Origin of the sequence: Rhizobium aethiopicum (genome assembly GCF_900094625.1) — a bacterium.
GTDB lineage: Bacteria > Pseudomonadota > Alphaproteobacteria > Rhizobiales > Rhizobiaceae > Rhizobium > Rhizobium aethiopicum.
Genome location: NZ_FMAJ01000002.1, coordinates 524,144 through 542,948, shown reverse-complemented (window position 1 = coordinate 542,948; position 18,805 = coordinate 524,144). Strand labels below are relative to the sequence as shown.

The 18,805-nt window shown below is 62.4% G+C and carries 17 protein-coding genes and 1 riboswitch; of the genes, 8 read left to right on the top strand and 9 right to left on the bottom strand.

Features of this window, described 5'->3' with window-relative positions:
* Window positions 1-79: 79 nt before the first annotated feature.
* Entirely contained in the window at window positions 80-1,177 is a 1,098-nt protein-coding gene (locus tag GA0061105_RS06935) for an adenylate/guanylate cyclase domain-containing protein (RefSeq protein WP_092748989.1), read from the bottom strand.
* Window positions 1,178-1,442: 265 nt separating this feature from the next.
* Here GA0061105_RS06935 and GA0061105_RS06930 point away from each other — a divergent pair, with 265 nt between their 5' ends.
* On the top strand, window positions 1,443-1,667 hold the full coding sequence (locus GA0061105_RS06930; RefSeq protein ID WP_092748987.1) for a hypothetical protein: 225 nt from the start codon (window positions 1,443-1,445) through the stop codon (window positions 1,665-1,667).
* A gap of 77 nt (window positions 1,668-1,744) precedes the next feature.
* Here GA0061105_RS06930 and GA0061105_RS06925 read toward each other — a convergent pair whose 3' ends face one another.
* Window positions 1,745-2,056: a GCG_CRPN prefix-to-repeats domain-containing protein gene (locus GA0061105_RS06925; RefSeq protein WP_064694790.1), complete on the bottom strand. Its 312-nt coding sequence runs from the start codon at window positions 2,054-2,056 to the stop codon at window positions 1,745-1,747.
* A 172-nt stretch (window positions 2,057-2,228) separates the two neighbouring features.
* A complete protein-coding gene (locus GA0061105_RS06920; protein WP_064694548.1) occupies window positions 2,229-2,675 on the bottom strand; it encodes an SRPBCC family protein in 447 nt (148 codons plus the stop codon).
* Window positions 2,676-3,145: 470 nt separating this feature from the next.
* Window positions 3,146-3,292, top strand: a riboswitch (FMN riboswitch).
* A gap of 80 nt (window positions 3,293-3,372) precedes the next feature.
* On the opposite strand from GA0061105_RS06920, the gene GA0061105_RS06915 reads away from it, so the two are divergent.
* Window positions 3,373-3,807: a 6,7-dimethyl-8-ribityllumazine synthase gene (locus GA0061105_RS06915; protein WP_064694549.1), complete on the top strand. Its 435-nt coding sequence runs from the start codon at window positions 3,373-3,375 to the stop codon at window positions 3,805-3,807.
* A 142-nt stretch (window positions 3,808-3,949) separates the two neighbouring features.
* Window positions 3,950-4,639, top strand: coding sequence for a VOC family protein (locus GA0061105_RS06910; RefSeq protein ID WP_092748985.1), 690 nt, complete (start codon window positions 3,950-3,952; stop codon window positions 4,637-4,639).
* A 108-nt stretch (window positions 4,640-4,747) separates the two neighbouring features.
* Here the strand turns inward: GA0061105_RS06910 and GA0061105_RS06905 are convergent, their stop codons facing one another.
* Together GA0061105_RS06905 and GA0061105_RS06900 are read right to left on the bottom strand one after the other, a co-directional pair.
* A complete protein-coding gene (locus GA0061105_RS06905) occupies window positions 4,748-5,524 on the bottom strand; it encodes a DUF1194 domain-containing protein (RefSeq protein ID WP_064694551.1) in 777 nt (258 codons plus the stop codon).
* A 159-nt stretch (window positions 5,525-5,683) separates the two neighbouring features.
* Entirely contained in the window at window positions 5,684-6,223 is a 540-nt protein-coding gene (locus GA0061105_RS06900; protein ID WP_064694552.1) for a Pycsar system effector family protein, read from the bottom strand.
* Window positions 6,224-6,352: 129 nt separating this feature from the next.
* Here GA0061105_RS06900 and GA0061105_RS06895 point away from each other — a divergent pair, with 129 nt between their 5' ends.
* Window positions 6,353-10,120: a FecR domain-containing protein gene (locus GA0061105_RS06895; protein ID WP_092748983.1), complete on the top strand. Its 3,768-nt coding sequence runs from the start codon at window positions 6,353-6,355 to the stop codon at window positions 10,118-10,120.
* Window positions 10,120-12,087, top strand: coding sequence for an adenylate/guanylate cyclase domain-containing protein (locus GA0061105_RS06890; protein ID WP_092748981.1), 1,968 nt, complete (start codon window positions 10,120-10,122; stop codon window positions 12,085-12,087). The genes GA0061105_RS06895 and GA0061105_RS06890 overlap by 1 nt, the downstream gene beginning before the upstream one ends.
* Before the next feature lie 490 nt (window positions 12,088-12,577).
* Here GA0061105_RS06890 and GA0061105_RS06880 read toward each other — a convergent pair whose 3' ends face one another.
* Entirely contained in the window at window positions 12,578-13,159 is a 582-nt protein-coding gene (locus tag GA0061105_RS06880; RefSeq protein WP_092748979.1) for a TetR/AcrR family transcriptional regulator, read from the bottom strand.
* Between the two features lie 140 nt (window positions 13,160-13,299).
* Here GA0061105_RS06880 and GA0061105_RS06875 point away from each other — a divergent pair, with 140 nt between their 5' ends.
* Window positions 13,300-13,857, top strand: coding sequence for a DUF308 domain-containing protein (locus tag GA0061105_RS06875; RefSeq protein WP_092748977.1), 558 nt, complete (start codon window positions 13,300-13,302; stop codon window positions 13,855-13,857).
* A 130-nt stretch (window positions 13,858-13,987) separates the two neighbouring features.
* Window positions 13,988-14,968, top strand: coding sequence for an SDR family oxidoreductase (locus GA0061105_RS06870; protein WP_092748975.1), 981 nt, complete (start codon window positions 13,988-13,990; stop codon window positions 14,966-14,968).
* An 82-nt stretch (window positions 14,969-15,050) separates the two neighbouring features.
* On the opposite strand, the gene GA0061105_RS06865 is transcribed toward GA0061105_RS06870, so the two are convergent.
* Both GA0061105_RS06865 and GA0061105_RS06860 read right to left on the bottom strand, forming a co-directional pair.
* Window positions 15,051-15,491, bottom strand: coding sequence for a hypothetical protein (locus GA0061105_RS06865; protein WP_425348753.1), 441 nt, complete (start codon window positions 15,489-15,491; stop codon window positions 15,051-15,053).
* Window positions 15,492-15,677: 186 nt separating this feature from the next.
* Window positions 15,678-16,568, bottom strand: coding sequence for a LysR family transcriptional regulator (locus GA0061105_RS06860; protein ID WP_092748973.1), 891 nt, complete (start codon window positions 16,566-16,568; stop codon window positions 15,678-15,680).
* A 170-nt stretch (window positions 16,569-16,738) separates the two neighbouring features.
* On the opposite strand from GA0061105_RS06860, the gene GA0061105_RS06855 reads away from it, so the two are divergent.
* A complete protein-coding gene (locus GA0061105_RS06855; RefSeq protein WP_092748971.1) occupies window positions 16,739-17,632 on the top strand; it encodes a DMT family transporter in 894 nt (297 codons plus the stop codon).
* A 150-nt stretch (window positions 17,633-17,782) separates the two neighbouring features.
* On the opposite strand, the gene GA0061105_RS06850 is transcribed toward GA0061105_RS06855, so the two are convergent.
* Window positions 17,783-18,535, bottom strand: a complete 753-nt coding sequence (locus GA0061105_RS06850) for a nucleotidyltransferase domain-containing protein (RefSeq protein ID WP_092748969.1) — start codon at window positions 18,533-18,535, stop codon at window positions 17,783-17,785.
* Window positions 18,536-18,805 lie beyond the last annotated feature (270 nt).

The window sequence follows — 18,805 nt, the reverse complement described above, 5'->3', positions numbered from 1 at the left end:
CAGAGGCTTTAGCCAAAAAAGCGGAGTTTAACAATCATGATTTTCGGACGCGCTTTCGGGAAAATGCCGCTTGGCTGGCTCAATCCTCAGCCAAGGTGAAGACTGCACAAGGTTCTGCGATCCCACGCAAAACGTGCTCGCCAAGTGGCGTCAGCACGGCCTCGGTGTTCGCCGCCACCTCGCCCGAGATCAGCACGCTATGGCCGAGCGGCTTGCAGAGCCCTTCCAGCCGGCTGACCATATTGACAGCTGGGCCGATGGCGGTGAAATCCAGCCGGTCGGCCGCGCCGATATTGCCCCAGAGGATCTCGCCGAAATGCAGCGCGGCGCCGAAGGGCAGCGGCGCCAGCCCCTGTGCCTGGCGCATCTGGTCGAGATGGATCATGCCGGCGCGGCTGGCGGCGACGGCCCGCAACGCCGCCTCGCAAGCCTCCCGATCGGCCCGGCCCTCCTCGCCGGAAGCGCCGGTGACGGGAAAAATCGCCAGCACGCCGTCACCGATGAATTTCAGCACCTCGCCGCCAAAGGCATGCACGGCACCCGCGACCCGGTCGAAATAAGCATCGAGCGCTGATATCATCGCCTGCGGCTCCGTCACTTGAGAAAGCGCAGTGAAATCGCGCAGGTCAGCGCAGAGAAGAGCCGCGCGAATGGTTTCGCCGGTGCCGCGGGCAAGCGCGCCCGACTGCACTCGGGCCGCACTGCGCCGACCGAGATAGGCTTCGAGCAGGGCTGCTCGCGCTTCCCGCGCTTCAAGGGCTGCAAGCGGCGCGGCGGCAAAACGCGCAACCTCCTTCAATCGGGCGGCTTCATCGGAAGCGAAGGCGTCCGCCCCTGTCCCCCTGCCCATGCCCGCCCAGCCGAGAATGGGGCTGTCTTCCGAAGTCCCGATCCTCTCCTCCCACACCGATCCGAGCCCGGCCAGCCACTCGCGGCGGGCATCGCTGCGAGGGGCGGCGGCAAAGCCTAGCGCCTCGATGACCGCCCCGGACTCGGCCCGCCACAGCCAGGTGCGCCGGGCGATGATCGGATGCGGCACCGAAAGCGTCAGCGCACCGCCGGAAAGTGGCAGGCCATCGGCCAGCAGCCGGCGCCCGAGCTCGGCCAGAAACCGTTCGGGAGCAGGCGAAGCCGCGGCCTCGTCAACCAGCCAGGTAAGGGAAGGAGGCAGATCCATGCTCTAGCATCGCATCAGCCCCGGGTGCGGGCAACCCCGGAGCATCCGCCAGCGGATGCTCCGCAGCCGTCAGGACACCTTCGGTGTCCGGGAGGGCTCCCGCTCGGCTTGCGCCCACACCCCCACAACCCCTGTCAACCCCACTGCCATACAACCCTGTGGATAACCATTCACCACGGTGGAAAATATTAAAAAAAACACTTTAAACTTGCGCGGCTTTGATTCCATTATACGCCAGCTTGTCATCTGCGATTGAGGGGTTGCGATGGGCACGACACACTGGCCGAAAGACCCGCTTGACGGGAACGACATGACGCTGCTGACGTCGATCCTTCGACGGTGGTGCGCGCGCTACGAAATCGAATTTACCGCGGAAGAGAGTAAACGGAAGGCGAAGGAACTCGTCGAGTGGTTCGAATTCGGCGTCAAAGATCCGGCCGAGCTCGAAGAGCTTATCGACGGAAAGCACTCGCTCGTCAGCATGAGCTGAGCGCAGTCGTAATTTTCAAGACAAAAGGCCGGGCTATGTCGCACCGGCCTTCTTTCGTCTGCCTTCGCCCAAGGCGCTTAGTAGTCGTCACGCCAGCGGCGCTCGCGATCCCAGCGCCGCTCCTCGCGCCAGCGCGGGCCATCCCAATGGCGGTGATGCCGCCGCTCCCAGCCCCAGCGCGGCGGACCGCCGTAGAAAGCCACCGGCGGCGGGCGTCGCCAGTTGCGCCGGCATTCGCCCCAGCGCGTCAGGTGCCAGCCGCGACCACAGGCGTAGTCAACCTTCGTGACAGTGCTCTCAACCTTGATTGTCCCGAGCGGCATCGCCTGCGCTGTGCCGATCGAGAGGCTGCCCGCGAGCAAGGCAGCCGCGATAGAAAGTGCCTTCATCGAAAACTCCATTTCATCCAGCCGCACTCACCTTAGGACCGCCAAATTGAACTGGAGATGAATTGCGCGTTCATGTTTGCGAGAGAAAAAACAGCGCTTCTTGCCGGCCGGCCGGCCGCTCTTCCCGTACCGTCAAGCACTTGAGGAGCGTCCCCTACCCGCCGAATATCGTTCATGTCCTGCCGTAAAAGGGATCCGGACCGGGATCGCGCCCGCCGGCGACCTCGGTGAGCCGCTGGAGATAGTGCGTCCAGCCTTCCTCATGGCCGGCGCATTGATCCGCACTCGGCAGGCCGCTATGGGTGAGCCGCAAAAGCGTCCCGCCTCCCTGCTCGATCAGATCGATCTCGACCAGGCTCGATCCGGGCGGCACCTCCTCGCTGCCATCCCAGCCGAAGCTGTAGGCAAGCCGATGCACCGGCACCACCTCGCGAAACGAGCCGCGCGCAAAGCGGGCGCCGGTGACATTGACGAGATAAAGCCCGCCCGGCTCCGGCTCGACCTCAGCCTCCGTCCCCATCCAGCGCAGGATCTTCTCCGGATCGGTCATCAGCGCAAACACCGCCGCCGGCGGCGCCGCGATATGCGCCTCACGATGGACGACGAAAGATTCTGGCATCGCTCTCTCCATGGTTGCTGCCCACCTTGAGTGAAGGCGGGCGCGTCATGCTGCTTCGAAGTGGGTATCCTCAACAGGAGCATGTAGGCGGAAGGCCGCGCTCAACAAGGGTAATGGGGAGATGTGCCCTTCGCTTACGCTCAGCGCATTCGCTCCTATCGTCGCTCACCCCCTCATCTGCCTGCCGGCATCTTCTCCCCGCTGGGGAGAAGGAGTCGCAATAGCGTCTTACTCCTGCCAGAAGCGTCTCTTGTGGAAGCGAGGCAGGCAGCTTACTCCCCCTTCTCTCCAGCGGGTCTGAAGGACGGGGCGAGACCCCGTGGCTCGACTCCGGTCGATGCCCGTCAGGGTAGATGAGGGGGTGAGGAGCGCCAGCGACGAACGCCTTGAGCGAAAGCGAAAGGCAGATGGCCACCACCGACGAAAACATCACACCCTATTGCCAGCCCGCCGGCTTGCCCCTATTGTCGCGCCGTTCTCAGGGCGGGGTGAAAGTCCCTACCGGCGGTATGCAGTTTTTTGATTGCGAGCCCGCGAGCGCCTTCTATAGGGAAGGGTCAGCAGATCAGGTGAGATGCCTGAGCCGACGGTCATAGTCCGGATGAAAGAGAACGTGCGATGCCGCTGCCCTCCCGGGCTGGCGGCGGATGCTCGTGATCGCCTTGGGTGACGTGTCTGTACGCCAAAGGAGATGACTATGACACCCACCCGTTATGCCTTCGTCAAAGCCGGCTGGCACGCCGATATCGTCGACCGTGCGCTCGAAGGTTTCCAACAGCTTGTTCCCGCCGAGCAGATCGACGTGTTCGATGTTCCAGGCGCCTTCGAAATGCCGCTGCTGTCGCGCGATCTTGCCGCCTCCGGCCGTTATGCCGCCGTCATCGCCGCCGCCTTCGTCGTCGATGGCGGGATCTACCGCCACGAATTCGTCGCCCAGGCAGTGGTCGATGGCCTGATGCGCGCCGGCATGGATACCGGCGTGCCGGTGCTGTCGGTCTCGCTGACGCCGCATCATTATCAGGAAACAGAGCATCACACGCAGATCTACCGCGCCCATTTCGTCGAGAAAGGCCGCGAGGCGGCGCGCGCCGCCCTCATGATCGGCAAGACCCGCGCCGCTCTTGCTGCATAAAGCTCGCGCAACAGGCGGCGGGATCGGCCCGCCGTCTTCTCCCAACAGAAGAATTGATTCGACGCCCCACCCGCGCTGTGGTCCACTCGACCCCGACATGTATCGCCATTCTTAATGCGTCCAGACCTTGAGGGAGCTGAAGATGAGCAATGCAATGCACAGTGAATCCCCAACCGAATCCACGACGACTCGACCGCTCGACACCAAGCTCGAAGTGGTCGTCATCCCCGTTTCCGACGTCGACCGCGCCAAACGCTTCTACGATAGCCTGGGCTGGAGGCTCGACGCCGATTTCGCCAATGATGCCGATTTCCGGGTAATCCAGTTTACCCCGCCGGGCTCCGGCTGCGCGATCATCTTCGGCAGCAATGTCACCGCCGCCGCCCCCGGCTCCGCGCAGGGGCTCTACCTCATCGTCTCCGACATCGAGGAGGCGCGGCGAGATCTCATCGCCCGCGGCGTCGAGGTGAGCGAGGTTTTCCACGACGCATCGGGCGTCTATGCCGGCAAGGACGAGCCCTATCTCTTCGGGCGCCTGCGCATCGCCGGCCGCGATCCGGAGCACCGCAGCTACCGCTCCTTTGCGTCGTTCAGGGATCCAGACGGCAACGGCTGGCTGTTCCAGGAGGTCACCACCCGCCTGCCCGGCCGCATCGACGCCGACGAGACCGCCTTCTCCACCCCTGGCGCCCTGGCCGCCGCACTCCGCCGCGCCGCCACCGCCCACGGCGAACACGAGAAACGAAATGGCGGCAAATACGACGAAAACTGGCCGGACTGGTACGCCGAATACATGGTCAGCGAACAGGCCGGAAGGCAGTTGCCGCTGTAGGTGACGGCGACAGACGCCGAGAAACCCGCCTTGCCCTTGGAGGCAACCAGGGTGAGGCCTCTCTGCCGGCGCGCGTGCGTGCCAAACGACACACCCTCTCCTACCGGCTTACCGATCGAATATATCCCGCCACTGCTTCTCGCCGATCAGGCAATCCGTCGTCGGGGAGTCGCCGGCGACCCTCTCCACCGTCGCCGGCGGGGAAAGGCCGCTGATCTCCAGCACCAGCTTGCGGCGCACGGCGATGGTGAAATCCTCGATCTTGTGGACCGGCAGCACGAAGGCGCCGGGCCCGCCGATCACGCAATCGGCGTAATATTTGTCGAGCCCACCGGGCGCATCGGAAGGACGCAGCATGATGGCCAGCCCGTTGATGATCATGCCTGATGCCACCGCCTTGTCGCGGGAGGGTGTGACGGGATTGCCGGAATTGTTCGGACCGTCACCGGAAACGTCGATGACCTCGCGCCTGCCCCGATAGGGGCCGGCAGTGATCATGCTGGCGCCTTGGTCGATGGCGGTCGAGATCGAGGTTCGCCGCTGCGTGGCAATCGGCCGGGCGTCGAGCTTGTCGGCGAAGGCGATCGCATCCGCTTCCGTCTCGATTACCTGCCAGTCGATCATCGAATCCTGGACGACATAACCCGCCCATTCGAAATAGCTGATGGCGATGCGGCCGGTGAGCCCGCCTTTCACCGCATCGATGAATTCCTTGTGCTTGAGCGCCTCGACATAACCCTGGCGCTGAATGCCGACTTCCTCGAAATCCATCGACCGTGAGGTGTCGACGGCAAGTACCAGCGTCACGTCGACCTCGTTTCCGCCGACGCCTGCGGCCGGAACGACGCCGGAAAGACCCATGAGCACCGCAAGTGTCGTCAGCATCGACCAATCCCCGCGCCGTTAAGCAGGGAACTGTAACACAGCTTGACCCGTGCAGGACGCCCGGCCGCGCATGCGGCTTCAATTTTCGGTGATATCAGGAGTCCCCGTCCCGCCCTTCGAGGCGCAAGGCACCTCGCGGTGAGGCCCTCTTGAGGTTTCTCACCCCGCCACCAAGAGCAGCACATAGGCGATCACGCTGACCATCAGCCCGCGAAACGCAAAGGTGACGCAGCGGTACTTGTTGCGGGCGATGGCGGAGAGGATGTTGGCGTTTTCGAAGTACTGGTCGAAGAGGTAGCGCTCGTCGCGGCGAAGCGCTGCCTCGAAGAACATGTCGCGATGCTTGGGCCAGGCGCCCCAGAACAGCGAGGTGGAGGCGCCGAGACGACGCGGCAAGACGACGAGGATCGCCGACAGAATGGAGAAGACCGAGGCTGCGGCAAGCAGGCCGGAAGAGAGCATGCTGCCTGGGGTGCCGCCGGTGTAGCGCGCCAGGCTGAAAACGGCCCTCACCTCGCTGGAGCTCACCAGAAAGGCGAGCATGAAAGTAAAGATATAGGCGGCCTTTTGATCGGATATCTTGATCTGATCGTAGAATATGTCGTTGATTTTCTTGATATGATCGAAATACTCGGTGCTGACGTCCTCGCTCGAGGGCTTGCTCAGCATTACCTCAGTGGCATTTTCAAACTCGCTCACTTGAATACTCCACACCCAAAGTGTTCCCCTGATATTACACTTCTCGACGAAAGCAAGAACACGTGTGCAACATGCTTGACTTTTCCACTGTACACGGACAAAGGGGGAATGGGGTATGGGGTCGAGGACATGCGGGGTTATTCCAGTAACATCTGTCGCGTCGGAATGGCGTTGGCGTTTGCCGTGCCTGCTTTCGGGCCGCCGGCGATGGCCGAGCCCGTGCAGCGTGCAACGCCGGTTGCCGGCTCCGTCATCGCCCGCAAGACCGGCGAGGAAGTCCGTTTCATCGACGTATCGGACTGGCGTGTCGTCGATATCAACCAGGATCTTTTGACCGGCGACGTGCTGCGCACCAACGCCAACGGCCAGCTCGCCATCGTCTTTTCCGATCACACACAGGTCCGCCTCGGGCGCAATTCCTCGCTGCAGGTCAAGAAGATGGCGGCGAGCGGCGATACGGTGCTCAATCTGCAATCCGGCACCATTTGGGCGCGCGCCGAGCGGGGCGGCCAGGGCCTGACCGTGGAAACACCGGCAGCAGCAGCCGCCATCCGCGGCACGGACTGGACGATGACGGTCGAGGGCGCCAAGACCTCGATGATCGTGCTCGAAGGCCGAGTAGCGCTGAGCAACCCGCAGGGCAGCGTCGAGGTGAACGAGGGCGAAGGCGCGGTCGCCACCATCGGCCAGGCGCCGACCAAGATCATCAGCGTCAATCCCGACGACCGCGAACAGATGCTGTTCTATCTCGACCTGCGCGACGGCTTCGACCTGATGCCGACATCGCCGCTGCGGGCCGACCGCATGGCGACGGAGCGCCGCCGCCTGCTGGCGCTGCCGCCGGAGCGGCGCACGACCGAAGACTGGCTGGAGCTCGCCGAAGTGCAGAGTGCCTTCGACGGCCGCCAGGCCGCGGCCGCAACCTTGCAGAATGTCCGCGGCCGCAAGCTGACGGTGGCCCAGCAGGCGCGTATCGACCTGATCGACGCCACCATCGCCGGCTCGGAGAAGCGCTATTCCGATGCCGCCAGGCTCTTCCAGAAGGCCCTGCCGCATCTCGACCCGACACGCCGGAACATGGCGCAATATGGCGGCTATTTCGCCCGTTCCCTTGCTGATCCGGCCCATGCCGAGCCGCCGCCGGCCAACACGGCCGGCCCCTACGGCGCGATCATGCAGGCCTATACGACAGGCTTCCTGAAGAACCCGCGCGCAGCAATCGAGATCATCAAGAAAGCCGAGCAGCGTTATCCCGACGATCCGACCCTGCCGGCGGTCCGCGCCCAGCTGGCCGAGCTCACCGATGACCGCGAGCAGATGAAGGAAGCCATAGAGCGCTCGCTGGCGCTCGACCCCGATCATCCGATGGCGCTGTCGGCCCGTGCTGGCTACAAGGCAAGCTATGAAAGCGATATCGACGGCGCGCTTGCCGATCTGAACCGAGCCATCGCGCTTGCGCCTGGCGCCTCGAGCACGCTGAATTCGCTTGGGCTGCTGCAAAGCTCGCGCGACGCCAATGGCGAAGCGGAAAAAGCCTTCAAAAGGGCGATCGAGCTCGATCCGCAGGATCCGCTGCTGCATGCGAACCTGGCAATCCTCTATCTCGACCAGGGGCGGATGAAGGAAGCCAAGCGGGAGATCGATACGGCAATCGCCCTCGATCCGTCCTTCGATCACGCTTTGCTTGCCCGCGGCCGCTACTACCTGCAAATTGGCGAGCGCGATAAGGCGCTGCAAGATCTGCTCGCCGCCAGCACCGCCAATCCCGCGCATTCGCAGTCGCAGCTGATGCTCGCCGCCGCCCATTATGAAAAGGGCGACCGTATCCCTTCCCAGCAGGCGCTCGACAACGCCAACAGTCTCGACGATGACGACCCGGCCATCTCCGCCTTCCGCACCGCAGTTGATATCGACGACTACGATGCCGACGGCGCCATCCGCAACGCGCAGGATTACCTGCGGCGCTCGCGCGCCCGCGGCGGCGATTACAGCTCGCTCGGCGCCAACGCCACCGCCGGTTCGACGCTCAACAACGCTTTCCGCCTGCAGGGCCTGGATGCCTGGGGCCGCTATTACGGCGATGCCGCGTTCGATCCCTTCAAAGGCACCGGTTACATCGACCAGTCGATCAAGGGCAGCATCTTTCCTTTCGCCAACGCGACCAGCTTCAGCGACGACAATATCATCCAGAACCGTGGCAACGCCTCGAGCTACTCATCCTTTATCCAGGGCCTGCTGCTCTCCCCGCACATGCTGTCGGGCCGTTCGCGCTCGGCGACACTGTTCGATGTGCCCTTCATTGAAGGCGCGCTCGGCGGCGGGATCAACAGCGTCGACGGCCATACCAGACGCATCGGCGAGGCGGAAATCCAGGGTTATTCGAATGCGACGATCCCGATCAGCTTCTACGGCAACCTGACCTGGGAAGAGCTGGCGCTGGACGGTGACTACCGGGACTTCGGCGGATACGCGCTGGACAAAAAACTGCTCGCGGGCAACGCTTATCTGACCGCCACGCTGACGCCGGATGACCGTATCGTCAGTTTCATCAATCATGGCAAAGCCTACGGGCCGCTGAATGCTCTGACGACAAGCACGGCATTCACCGACCGCCTTAATGAAGAGTTCTTTTTTCCGCGCCTCGGCTTTGTAATACCGACATTGGATCTACCTCTCTATCAAAACAGATATGATGAGGGCGAGACGACGATTGGCGGCATCGGCTGGAGCCACACTTTCGGGTATCGGAATGTGCTCAATACCGCCCTCCTCTATTCCGAAGGAAAAGCGAAAAGCGTTTTCGACCAGACTTTTGATGCCTCCGGCGCGACCGGCGCTCCCCCTCCAGATCTTTTTCCCTTCATGGAAATGAGCCTGGAGAGTTCCTCCAAAACCTACATAGCTGCGATCAGCCACAGCATCGGCGATGACACGCTGACCTGGCGATACGGTATCGAAGGCGGATGGACCGATAGCAGCAACAAGACGACCATTCATCTCGATGACATTTTGGGTTTGGTGGGGGAGCGGACATTTGGCCCGGACGACGAGAGCAGCCGCGTCAATATCGGCCGCGCCTATCTCGACCTCCTTCATGAGATCACGCCTGCTCTGAAGGGTGAATATGCACTGTTCGCCACGCGCCTGGAAGGCGACGGCACGGATGTCAGCCGGCTTGAACCCCGTTTCGGCATTGCCTGGCAGCCTGTGCAAAATCAGTGGCTGCGCGCCGCCTTCATGCGCCAGGGCCTCGACACGGGCGTACCATCACTGGCACCGATCGGCATCCTGGGCCTGCAGGCCAACCAGTTCTCGGTCGGAGCAGAGGGTTACGCGGATACTGTTGCCCTGCAATGGGATGCCGAATGGACGGACCGCTTCTTCACGTCGGTCGAATATCAGCATCAGGAACTGCACGATTTCTCGATTGGTCTGCCGGTCACCGGCCTCGCGCTCGTCGACAGCCAGACTTACGGGCGCGGCACCATCGACCGCGCCGCCGTTACGGCCAACTTTGCTCTGGGGTCCGGCTTCGGCCTCTCGGCGACCTATGCCTATATGGATTCCGAGAACGAGGATCCGACGACCTTCAACTACCACGGCGATCTGCCTTTCATTCCGCAAAACTCCGGCCAGATCGCGCTGACCTGGGTCAACGAAGCCAAGGTGAAAGCCACTGTTGCTGCAAACTATATCGGCGAGCGCACCGGCGATCTGGTTGGCACGAAACTCGACGATTACTGGAGTCTGGACGCCCATCTCATCTGGGAGCCCTTCGACAAGCGAATCGCGCTCGAGGCTGCCGCCTACAATCTGCTCGACGAAGATTTTGAGGTTCTGCCGGACACCCCCGGCTGGGGCCGCGCCTTCAAGGGCACGCTCAAAGTCCGCTTCTGATGCAGCTGCGGGACAAGCCTCGGCAGGCCAGGCAGATCAGGAGCCGCCATCTTAGGCTCCTGGTGCTGTCGCTGACGACGCTGGTCGCCATTTCGCTTCTGTCGCGCCTGCCCGCCTGGTCGCTGCTGGAGCTCAGAAGCTTCGACTATCTCTCGACCGTCGACGACCCCCGCCCGCCGCCCGGCGGACCCGTCATCGTCGCGATCGACGAGCCTTCGCTGGCCGATATCAATGCGCAATGGCCCTGGCCGCGCAGCCTGCATGCCGAGCTCATCAGCCAGCTGCGCGCCGCCGGCGCCCGCGTCATCGGCCTCGACATCATCATGGCCGAGCCCTCGAACCCGGACAATGACGCGGCGATTATCAAAGCCGTCGGTCCCGATACCGTGCTGGCCGGCGACGAGACGCTGATCGAGACGCCGCAGGCCTCGCAGCTGATCCGCGCGACACCGCTGCCGCAGCTGACGGAAGCGGGCGCCGTCACCGGCATCGCCTCCATCGATCTCAGCGGTGACGGCATCTTCCGGCGCATTCCGGGTTACGAGGACGGCTTCGCCGCGATGCTGGCGAAGACATCGGGAACGACACGCGCCTCCGTGCCGGCCGGTCAGTTGGTCCAATCCTTTGGTCCGGCCCGCAGCTACCCGACGGTTTCCTATTACCAGGCTCTCGATCCGAAAAGCCTGCTGCCGCCGGATTATTTCAAGGACCGTGTCGTGCTGGTCGGCCTCAGTCTGCAGAATGCGCCCGCCATCGACAAGGGCGGCGTCGATGCCTTCGCGACACCCTATACCGTCCACACCGGCAAGCTCGTCTCAGGCGTCGAGATCCAGGCGACGATCTACGACAATATCCGCAGCGGCTTGTCGATCGCCGAGGCCCGGCTGCCGACGGTCGCCGCCTGCATCATGATATCGGTTCTGCTGGCTGCCACCACCGTCTGGCGCTCGACGGGATGGCTGACGATCGTGACCAGCGCGGCGGCCCTCCTCGCTTTTGCGGCCGTCAGCTTTGCCGGCATTCGGCTGGGCCATATTTTCGTGTCGCCACTCGGCCCGACGGTCGCCTATATCTCCGTCGTCTTCGGCCAGGCCGCCTTCGATTTCGCGGAGGAGCGCCGCAACAAGCGCCAGATCACCCGCGCCTTCGCCCAATATATCTCGCCCGATCTCGTCAAGCGCCTGTCGAACGACCCTTCGCAGCTGAAGCTCGGCGGCGAGCGGCGCACGCTCTCGGTGCTGTTCTCCGACGTGCGCGGCTTTACCACCATCGCCGAAACGCTGAAAGACGATCCGGAGCAGCTGACCGGCCTGATCAACCGGCTGCTGACGCCGCTCTCCGACGTGGTGATGGATCACGGCGGCACGATCGACAAATATATGGGCGACTGCATCATGGCCTTCTGGAACGCGCCGCTCGACGATCCCGACCATGCGCTCCACGCCGTGCGCGCCTCACTTGCCATGCAGGCGGCGATTTCGAGGCTGAACGGCCAGCTGGAGCGGGAGGCTGCGGCACTCGGCCGCAAGCCGCACGTCCTGAAGATGGGCGTCGGCATCAACACCGGCGAATGCATCGTCGGCAACATGGGCTCGACCCGCCGCTTCGATTATTCCTGCCTCGGCGACAGCGTCAACCTCGCCTCCCGCCTCGAAGGCGCCTCGAAAAATTACGGCGTCGCGCTGCTGCTCGGCGAAGAGACCGCAAGACTGGTCGCGAACACCTACATCATCGTCGAACTCGACCGCATCATCGTCAAAGGCCGCACCGTCCCCTCGCCCGTCTTCACCGTCGTGCACAAGGCCGATGCCAAGGCGCTCATCGCCCACCAGGCCCTCATCGACGCGAAATATGCCGCCACGCTTGCGCCGTCAGACCCGGTTTTCGATAGCCTGGCTGCTGATATTCCCGAGCTTGCCGGCTATTACGCGATCGTCAGGGATGGGCTGAAGGAAGGCGGGGAGTAATCGCGCAGCGACTTGAGCTTCGGCGCGGCATCTTCGACGCTCCTCATCCTTTACCGTCTGCTGTATAGCGGGTTGTGCGACGGGGACGCGTATTTCAGGATGAGAGTGGATGGGCGTGCCGTGTGGCACCCCCCTCTGTCCTGCCGGACATCTCCCCCACAAGGAGGGAGATCGGCTGGGCGTAACGGCTTTCCCAAACAACTAAAGCAACGTGATTGTCGCTGCCGACTGAGAGGGAGCGACGGTCAGACCGCTTGCCAATCTCCACCCTTGTGGGGGAGATGTCCGGCAGGACAGAGGGGGGTGCCACACGGCATGTCGGTAAAGGAAAAAGAAACGGTCTCGCGCCCAAGAGAGCCTTATCCTTTGAGGCGCGCAGGCCAGAGACCGGAGCCTCGAGGGACACGCCGCAGCGCTGCGCCTGCATCCATCAACCGTCAGCGCACCCGCCTCGCCTTTCGAGGCCTGCGGCGCGCCATTGCTCAGATCGTTATGTGGTCCGCAGCCTCGCAATTTCAGGCGCAACGACTGCGATGAACAGCCCGGGATCGCCGAGTGCCCTTGCCGAGAGCATCGCCCCATGAACCGAGGCCATCAGCATTTGCGCCTGCTCTTCCGGCCGCTTGTCCAGCCGGAACTGGTCCTGCTCGACCCCGGCCTGCAGCACGGAGGTCAGCCATGCCGCGAGACCCTGGAAATGGGCGCGGACGTATGAGGCGACTTCTTCCGGCAGCATCTGCATTTCGCTTGCCAGCATCGCGCAGACGCAGAAGGGCTGCGAGGCGTCGCGAATGCAGCTGTTCCAATAGTCGATGTAGAACTGCAGCTGATCGGCGGGGCTTGCAGCCTGCTCGCGGAGCGACTGCAAACCCGCCTCCGCCTGCCTGCTGTAGCGATCCACCAGCACCGCGACCAGTTCGGCCTTGGTGGGAAAATGATGGTGGATGCTCGCCTTGCGGATGCCGATCGCAGCCGAAATATCGGCATAGCTGAAGCCGTTATAGCCGCCCGCCACGATGAGCGACTGCGCGATGTCGAGGATTTTGTCGGAAGTCGAAGCCGTTGGTTTCATAGTGCCGCCTACCTACTGGTAGGCAGATTGTCAAGGCTCTCGCCGACCTGCTGTCATCACAAGAAGGTGCGCGGATGGCGCGTTGACGCCCGTTTTTTATCTACCTACTAGTAGGCAGGTAAACATCAAGGAACTTGCCGATGCAAACGCATTCTTCCCTCCAGTCCACCTGGCTGAGATCTTATTATTTCACCCGCGCCGCCTTCTCGGTGGGCTGGATTGCCGCCGCCATTCTCTTGGCAGGGCAGCCGCGCGCCGTGGCCTTTTTGCTGGTGATCTATCCCCTGTGGGATGCACTGGCCAATCTGCTCGATGCCCGGGTCAATGGCGGCCTGCAGGCAAACCCGTCTCAGACGTTGAACGTCGCGGTCAGCACGGTCACGGCGCTCGCCGTCGTCATCGCATTCGGCACCAGCACCTACGCCGTCCTCGCCGTGTTCGGGGCCTGGGCGATCCTCTCGGGCCTGCTGCAGCTCTATACCGGTGTGAGGCGCTGGCGCACCGAGGGCGCCCAATGGGTGATGATCCTGAGCGGCGCGCAGTCCGCCCTTGCCGGCGGCTTCATGATCGGCCGATCGCTCGGCACCGCCATCCCGACGATCCTCGATATCGTGCCTTACGCAGGGTTCGGTGCATTCTACTTCCTGCTCTCCTCGATCTGGCTTGCAGTCGCCGCCCATCGCAAGGCGCATGCATAGGCGCTGGGCGGTCACGCGGCGGCAAGCTCAAGTCATTGCCGTCGCCGGAGATTTGCGGGGAGACGCCCACCTTCTTTCGCGCTATGAAGGGTGATCACAGTCCCCGCCCCCTGACCCCGAGGTCACTCCCATGGCTTTGAAAGTTCTCTTCATTGGCGGCACCGGCCAGATTTCCTACCCCTGTGTCGAACGCGCCGTCGCCTCGGGCCACTATGTCAGCGTCTACAATCGCGGCTTGAGAGAAGCCGCCCTGCCCGCCGGTGTCACCTCGATCGTGGGCGAACTGGGGTCGAGCGCCTATGCCGACGTCGCCAAGGCCAATTACGATGTCGTCTGCCAGTTCATCGCCTTCACGCCCGATCAGGTGGCGCGCGACATCGAGGTCTTCTCGGGCAATTGCAGCCAGTACATCTTCATCTCCTCGGCCTCGGTCTATGAAAAACCGCCGCGTCACTACGTGATCACCGAGGAGACGCCGGCGATCAATCCCTACTGGCCCTATAGCCAGGCCAAGATCGCCTGCGAGGAACTGCTCCGGAAATCCGGCAATCTCGCCTGGACCATCATCCGCCCCAGCCACACCGTCCGCACCGGCCTGCCGATCATGATGGGCGACAGCGATATCATGGCGAGACGCATGCTGGACCGCGAGCCCATCATCGTGGCGGGCGACGGCCACACACCCTGGACGCTCACCCGCGCGGTCGATTTCGCCGTGCCCTTCGTCGGCCTTTTCGGCAAACAGGCGGCGCTGAAAGAGATTTTCCACATCACCTCCGACCGCGCCCACCTCTGGGACGACATCCAGAAGACCATCGCAAGGTTGTTAGGCGTGGAAGCCAAGATCGTCCACGTGCCGACGGACACGCTGATCAGATACAATCCGGAATGGATCGGTCCGCTCCTCGGCGACAAGGCATGGACGGCTATCTTCGACAATTCCAAGGTCAAGCGCGTGGCGGGCGACTTCACCTGCGCCGAGAGCCTTGATGAAATCCTCGCCGACTCGATCGTGCACCTGAAGCAGCGCCTAGCGAAGAGCCGTCCGCCGCGGGGTGAACTGGATGCTCTGATCGACAGGATTTACGCGGAGCAGAGTGCTCTCGGCTAGGCATATCTTCAACGGCAGCATACCTGCAGGTGCGCCACCGCTTGGCTTGAACGACCGGTTTGGAAAGTACCGGCGGTTTGCGTCAGTTCTTTATCACATTGATATTGACGGTTACGTCCTTGACGGTTCCTTCGCCGTAGGACACTCTGACCTTATACATATCCTTTCCCGAGTATCCGCTGTTGGAAGTATAATATTCGGAGACGCCAGGAGATTTCCTGGAATTGCATCTGATCTGCGGAGCACCTGTCGGGTAATTTGAAAAAATCTTTTCGTTAACAAATTCGACCGAACCGTGCGCCGGAGCTTGCACTAACTTTATCTTCGCCATAGTCGCAGCGGTGCAGTCTGCATTCAAATTGTAAGACTGGCCCATTTTTGTCCGCTCGCCACTCACGGCGCGACTATGGTCCGCAGAAATCTGCACGCCATCCTTGGTGGTGACACAACCGGAAAGACCTAAAGTCACGGAAAGTATGGGCACTAGGATATGGTTTGCTCTGAAAAATCGCGACCCCGGCATTCTTCTTTCATCCTCTGGTTATAATAATATTACCGTTCAGCTTTATCCAACTGGCAACGTATTGCAATGGCGCGAGCCGTTCACTTGCTCCCTGAATCAAAGAGATGGCACGACCCCTGACTGCAAGCCGGGAAGCAGAATTGTGATGGAAGCTGTACACTCAAAGCTTCCGACCAGTACCAGCAATCAACTCGCCAAAGTAAGCCCGCCATACCGGCTGATTTCATTCTCGATCTCGGCGACCAGCGTATCGAGCGCCGGATTTCGCGCCTTTCGGGCGCGGCGCACGACATAGACCAAGGCGGGAGGCGCCGGCAGGCGGTTGCTGATGATCTCCATCTCCGGGCGCAGGTGGCGCCCGTTCAGAAGCGCCACGCCGAGGGCAGAGGTGACCGCCGAGACAATGCCGGCGGCGCTTGCGCATTCGAAGACGGTTTCGAGCAGCGTGTCGCCGTCCTGGCCGATATCGAGCGCCCATTGGCGGTAGAAGCACTCGTCATCGAAGGACAGGAACGGGATAGGACCACTCGGCGGCAGAACGAGGTCCGGATGCTTCACCCAGTAGAGCTGCTCACGGAAGAGCACGATATCGCTCGGGCGAACCTCATGGGCAAAAATCTGCACGATCGCAGCGTCGAGCTCTCCCCGCTCCAGCATCGCCCTCAGCACCAGGCTCATTCTGACCTTGGTGCGCACGGCGACATCGGGATGCAGCCGGCGAAACCGACCCAATATCCGGGCCAGATCGGTGCAGGTCGTATCCTCGGTCAGCCCCAGCGCGATGCGCCCGGCGAGCGGCGTTTTCGTCAGGCTGAGAAGCGCTTCGTCATGCAGGCCGAGGATGCGTTCGGCATAATCGAGCAAATCCTCGCCGGCAGCGGTGAAGGCAGGCGCTCCCTGCTTGCGGCTCAGCAGGTGGCAATCGAGGCTGACTTCAAGCCGCTTGATCTTGTGGCTGACGGCCGATTGCGACAGGCCGAGCGCCTCGGCGGCGCGGGTGATCCCGCCGTGTCGGCGAACGGACCACAGGACCCGCAGTGCGTCTATTTCCAATCGTCGGCTGTTGAGTTCGGTCAAGACAATCCCTCGGCTGACTGTATTGCGGAAGCTATGCATGGAAGCCTTGATGCTTGCAAGCGATCATCGACAGATCGATCAATATGTCATGTCATGATCGAAATTTGTCATGTGTGATGCTGTTCTTCCTGGCTTATGGCTGAAACGAACGATATCAAAAAGAGCATCCCATGACCAATCAAGCCATCGCCCGGTCCGCACCGCATCACCGTTTCCTCTGGCCGGTGCTGGCCACGCTTATGGTGATCAGCTGGAGTTCCGGTTTCGTCGGCGTCCGCTACGCCAGTGAAGAGGCGAGCGTCGTGCTGGTGCTGTTCTGGCGCACCCTTCTCTCGGGTCTGATACTTTTGCCCTTTGCGCTCACCATCGGGCCGCGAATGTCTCTGCGCAGCGTGCTCGGTGAGATCCTCTTCGGCGTGATGTCGGTATTCCTCTATCTCGGCGGCTTCGCGCTCGCCATCGAGCAGCGCGTGCCAACCGGGCTGGTCGCGCTGATTTCCGATCTCCTGCCGCTGGCGATCGCCTGCCTCTCGCAACCGTTCCTCGGTGAGCGACTAACGCGGCGGCAATGGCTGGGGACGGCGATTGCGGTGGCGGGCGTATTGCTCGTTTCGTTCGAAAGCCTGAGCTTCGGCGAGGCTCCGTTCTGGGCCTATGCGCTGACAGTCGGCTCGATGCTGATTTTTGCACTGGCCTCCGTTCTCTACAGACGCCGGCGCACGGAGCATATGCCCGTGCACCAGAGCCTCTGCATCCAGACCCTGACCGGCTCGGCCCTGTTTTCCCTCTGCACCTTACTGCAGGGCAACATTGCCCCGCCGATGACGGCCGAATTCGCGATCGGCATGGCATGGCTCGTGCTGTTTGCGACCTTCGCCGCCTACTCGCTCTACTACACTAGTCTGCGGCTGTTTCCGGTGGCGCAAGTCAGCGCCGTCATCTACCTCAGCCCTCCAGTCACCATGGTATGGGCGTGGGCGCTGTTCAACGAGCCACTGACGGCAATAATGTTCATTGGCCTTGCGGTGACGATGGTGGGGGTCTGGATGACCTCACGGGGGTGATGCGCTGTATTTCGGCCGAAGCCTCGAACGACCGCCGCAACGCCGCTCTTTGCGTTTCATCGCTGGCCGGCCCACCCGCCTCCTTCGAGGCCCTTTGCGGGGCACCTCAGGATAAGGCCCTCTTGCGCCTTGCCGTCTCTGACAGCACCTCTATTCCAGCCGTCGCGCCTCCAGCGGAGCGTCCTGCCTGTATCCATCAAAATAACGGCCGCCGTGTAAGGCGAACGCCCGGTCGGCTAGATCGAGAAGCCGGGCTCCGTCGCCTTGCGCCGCCAGGCGGAACGCCGTGGCGAATTCGCTCGCCAATTGCGGGTCGAATTTCCTGAGCAGGCGCGGCGCCCATTTTCCCCGGCCGGCCCATTGGCCATGCCCGAGTAGAATGAGATCGGCGAGCTTCTGGTAAAGATGCGCGGCGATGGCGGCGACCTCTTCGGGCGGGCGCTCGCCGCGCAGATCGTCGGCAAGGTCACTCACCTGATAGCGCAACGCGTCATAGGCTGGGCCGGCCAGCGGTTTCGGCCCCGCCGCCAGCATGCCTGCCGCCTTTTCCTGGATAGCGCGGGCGCTCTCGAAATCCGGCCCTAATATGCTGCCCGTCGCAACCATATTGCCCATGATGGGATAACCGCTCTCGGCATCCTGATGGATATAATGCGCCAGCGTCTGCGGATCGTGGGCGAAGGCCTCGACCGGAAAACCGGCTTCGGTGAACGATTCCCGCCAGGCTCTGTCGAGCGACGGGAACACCACAACGAGATCGATATCCGAAAACACGGTCCCCTCGCCGCGCATGATGGAGCCGGAAACATAGGCGAAGGCTGCGCCGGCATAGAGGCGGTCGACGCAATGACGGGCGGCGGCGAGCGCCCGCTCGGCAAGAATCTGTTTCGCGATATCGTCCATGTTCTCGTCCTCGAATGCGGGAGGCGAGCGGCAACAAAAAACCCGCTCGTTTCCGGCGGGTTGGTGTCTCCTGCAATGAACGGAATTCAGTTCACGCGTCTGCCACCCACCGCCAAACGGTGGTCGTAGACATCGTGGAAACTGCGAAAATCCTGCTCATCAATGTAAGTTATCGCTCGCCGGCAACAGCGTCAATCCGCCAAGCACGCTTCCCCGCCGCACTGTTTGCCGTCTAACGCGTCGCGATCTTTCAGATTCGCTCCTTGCGCT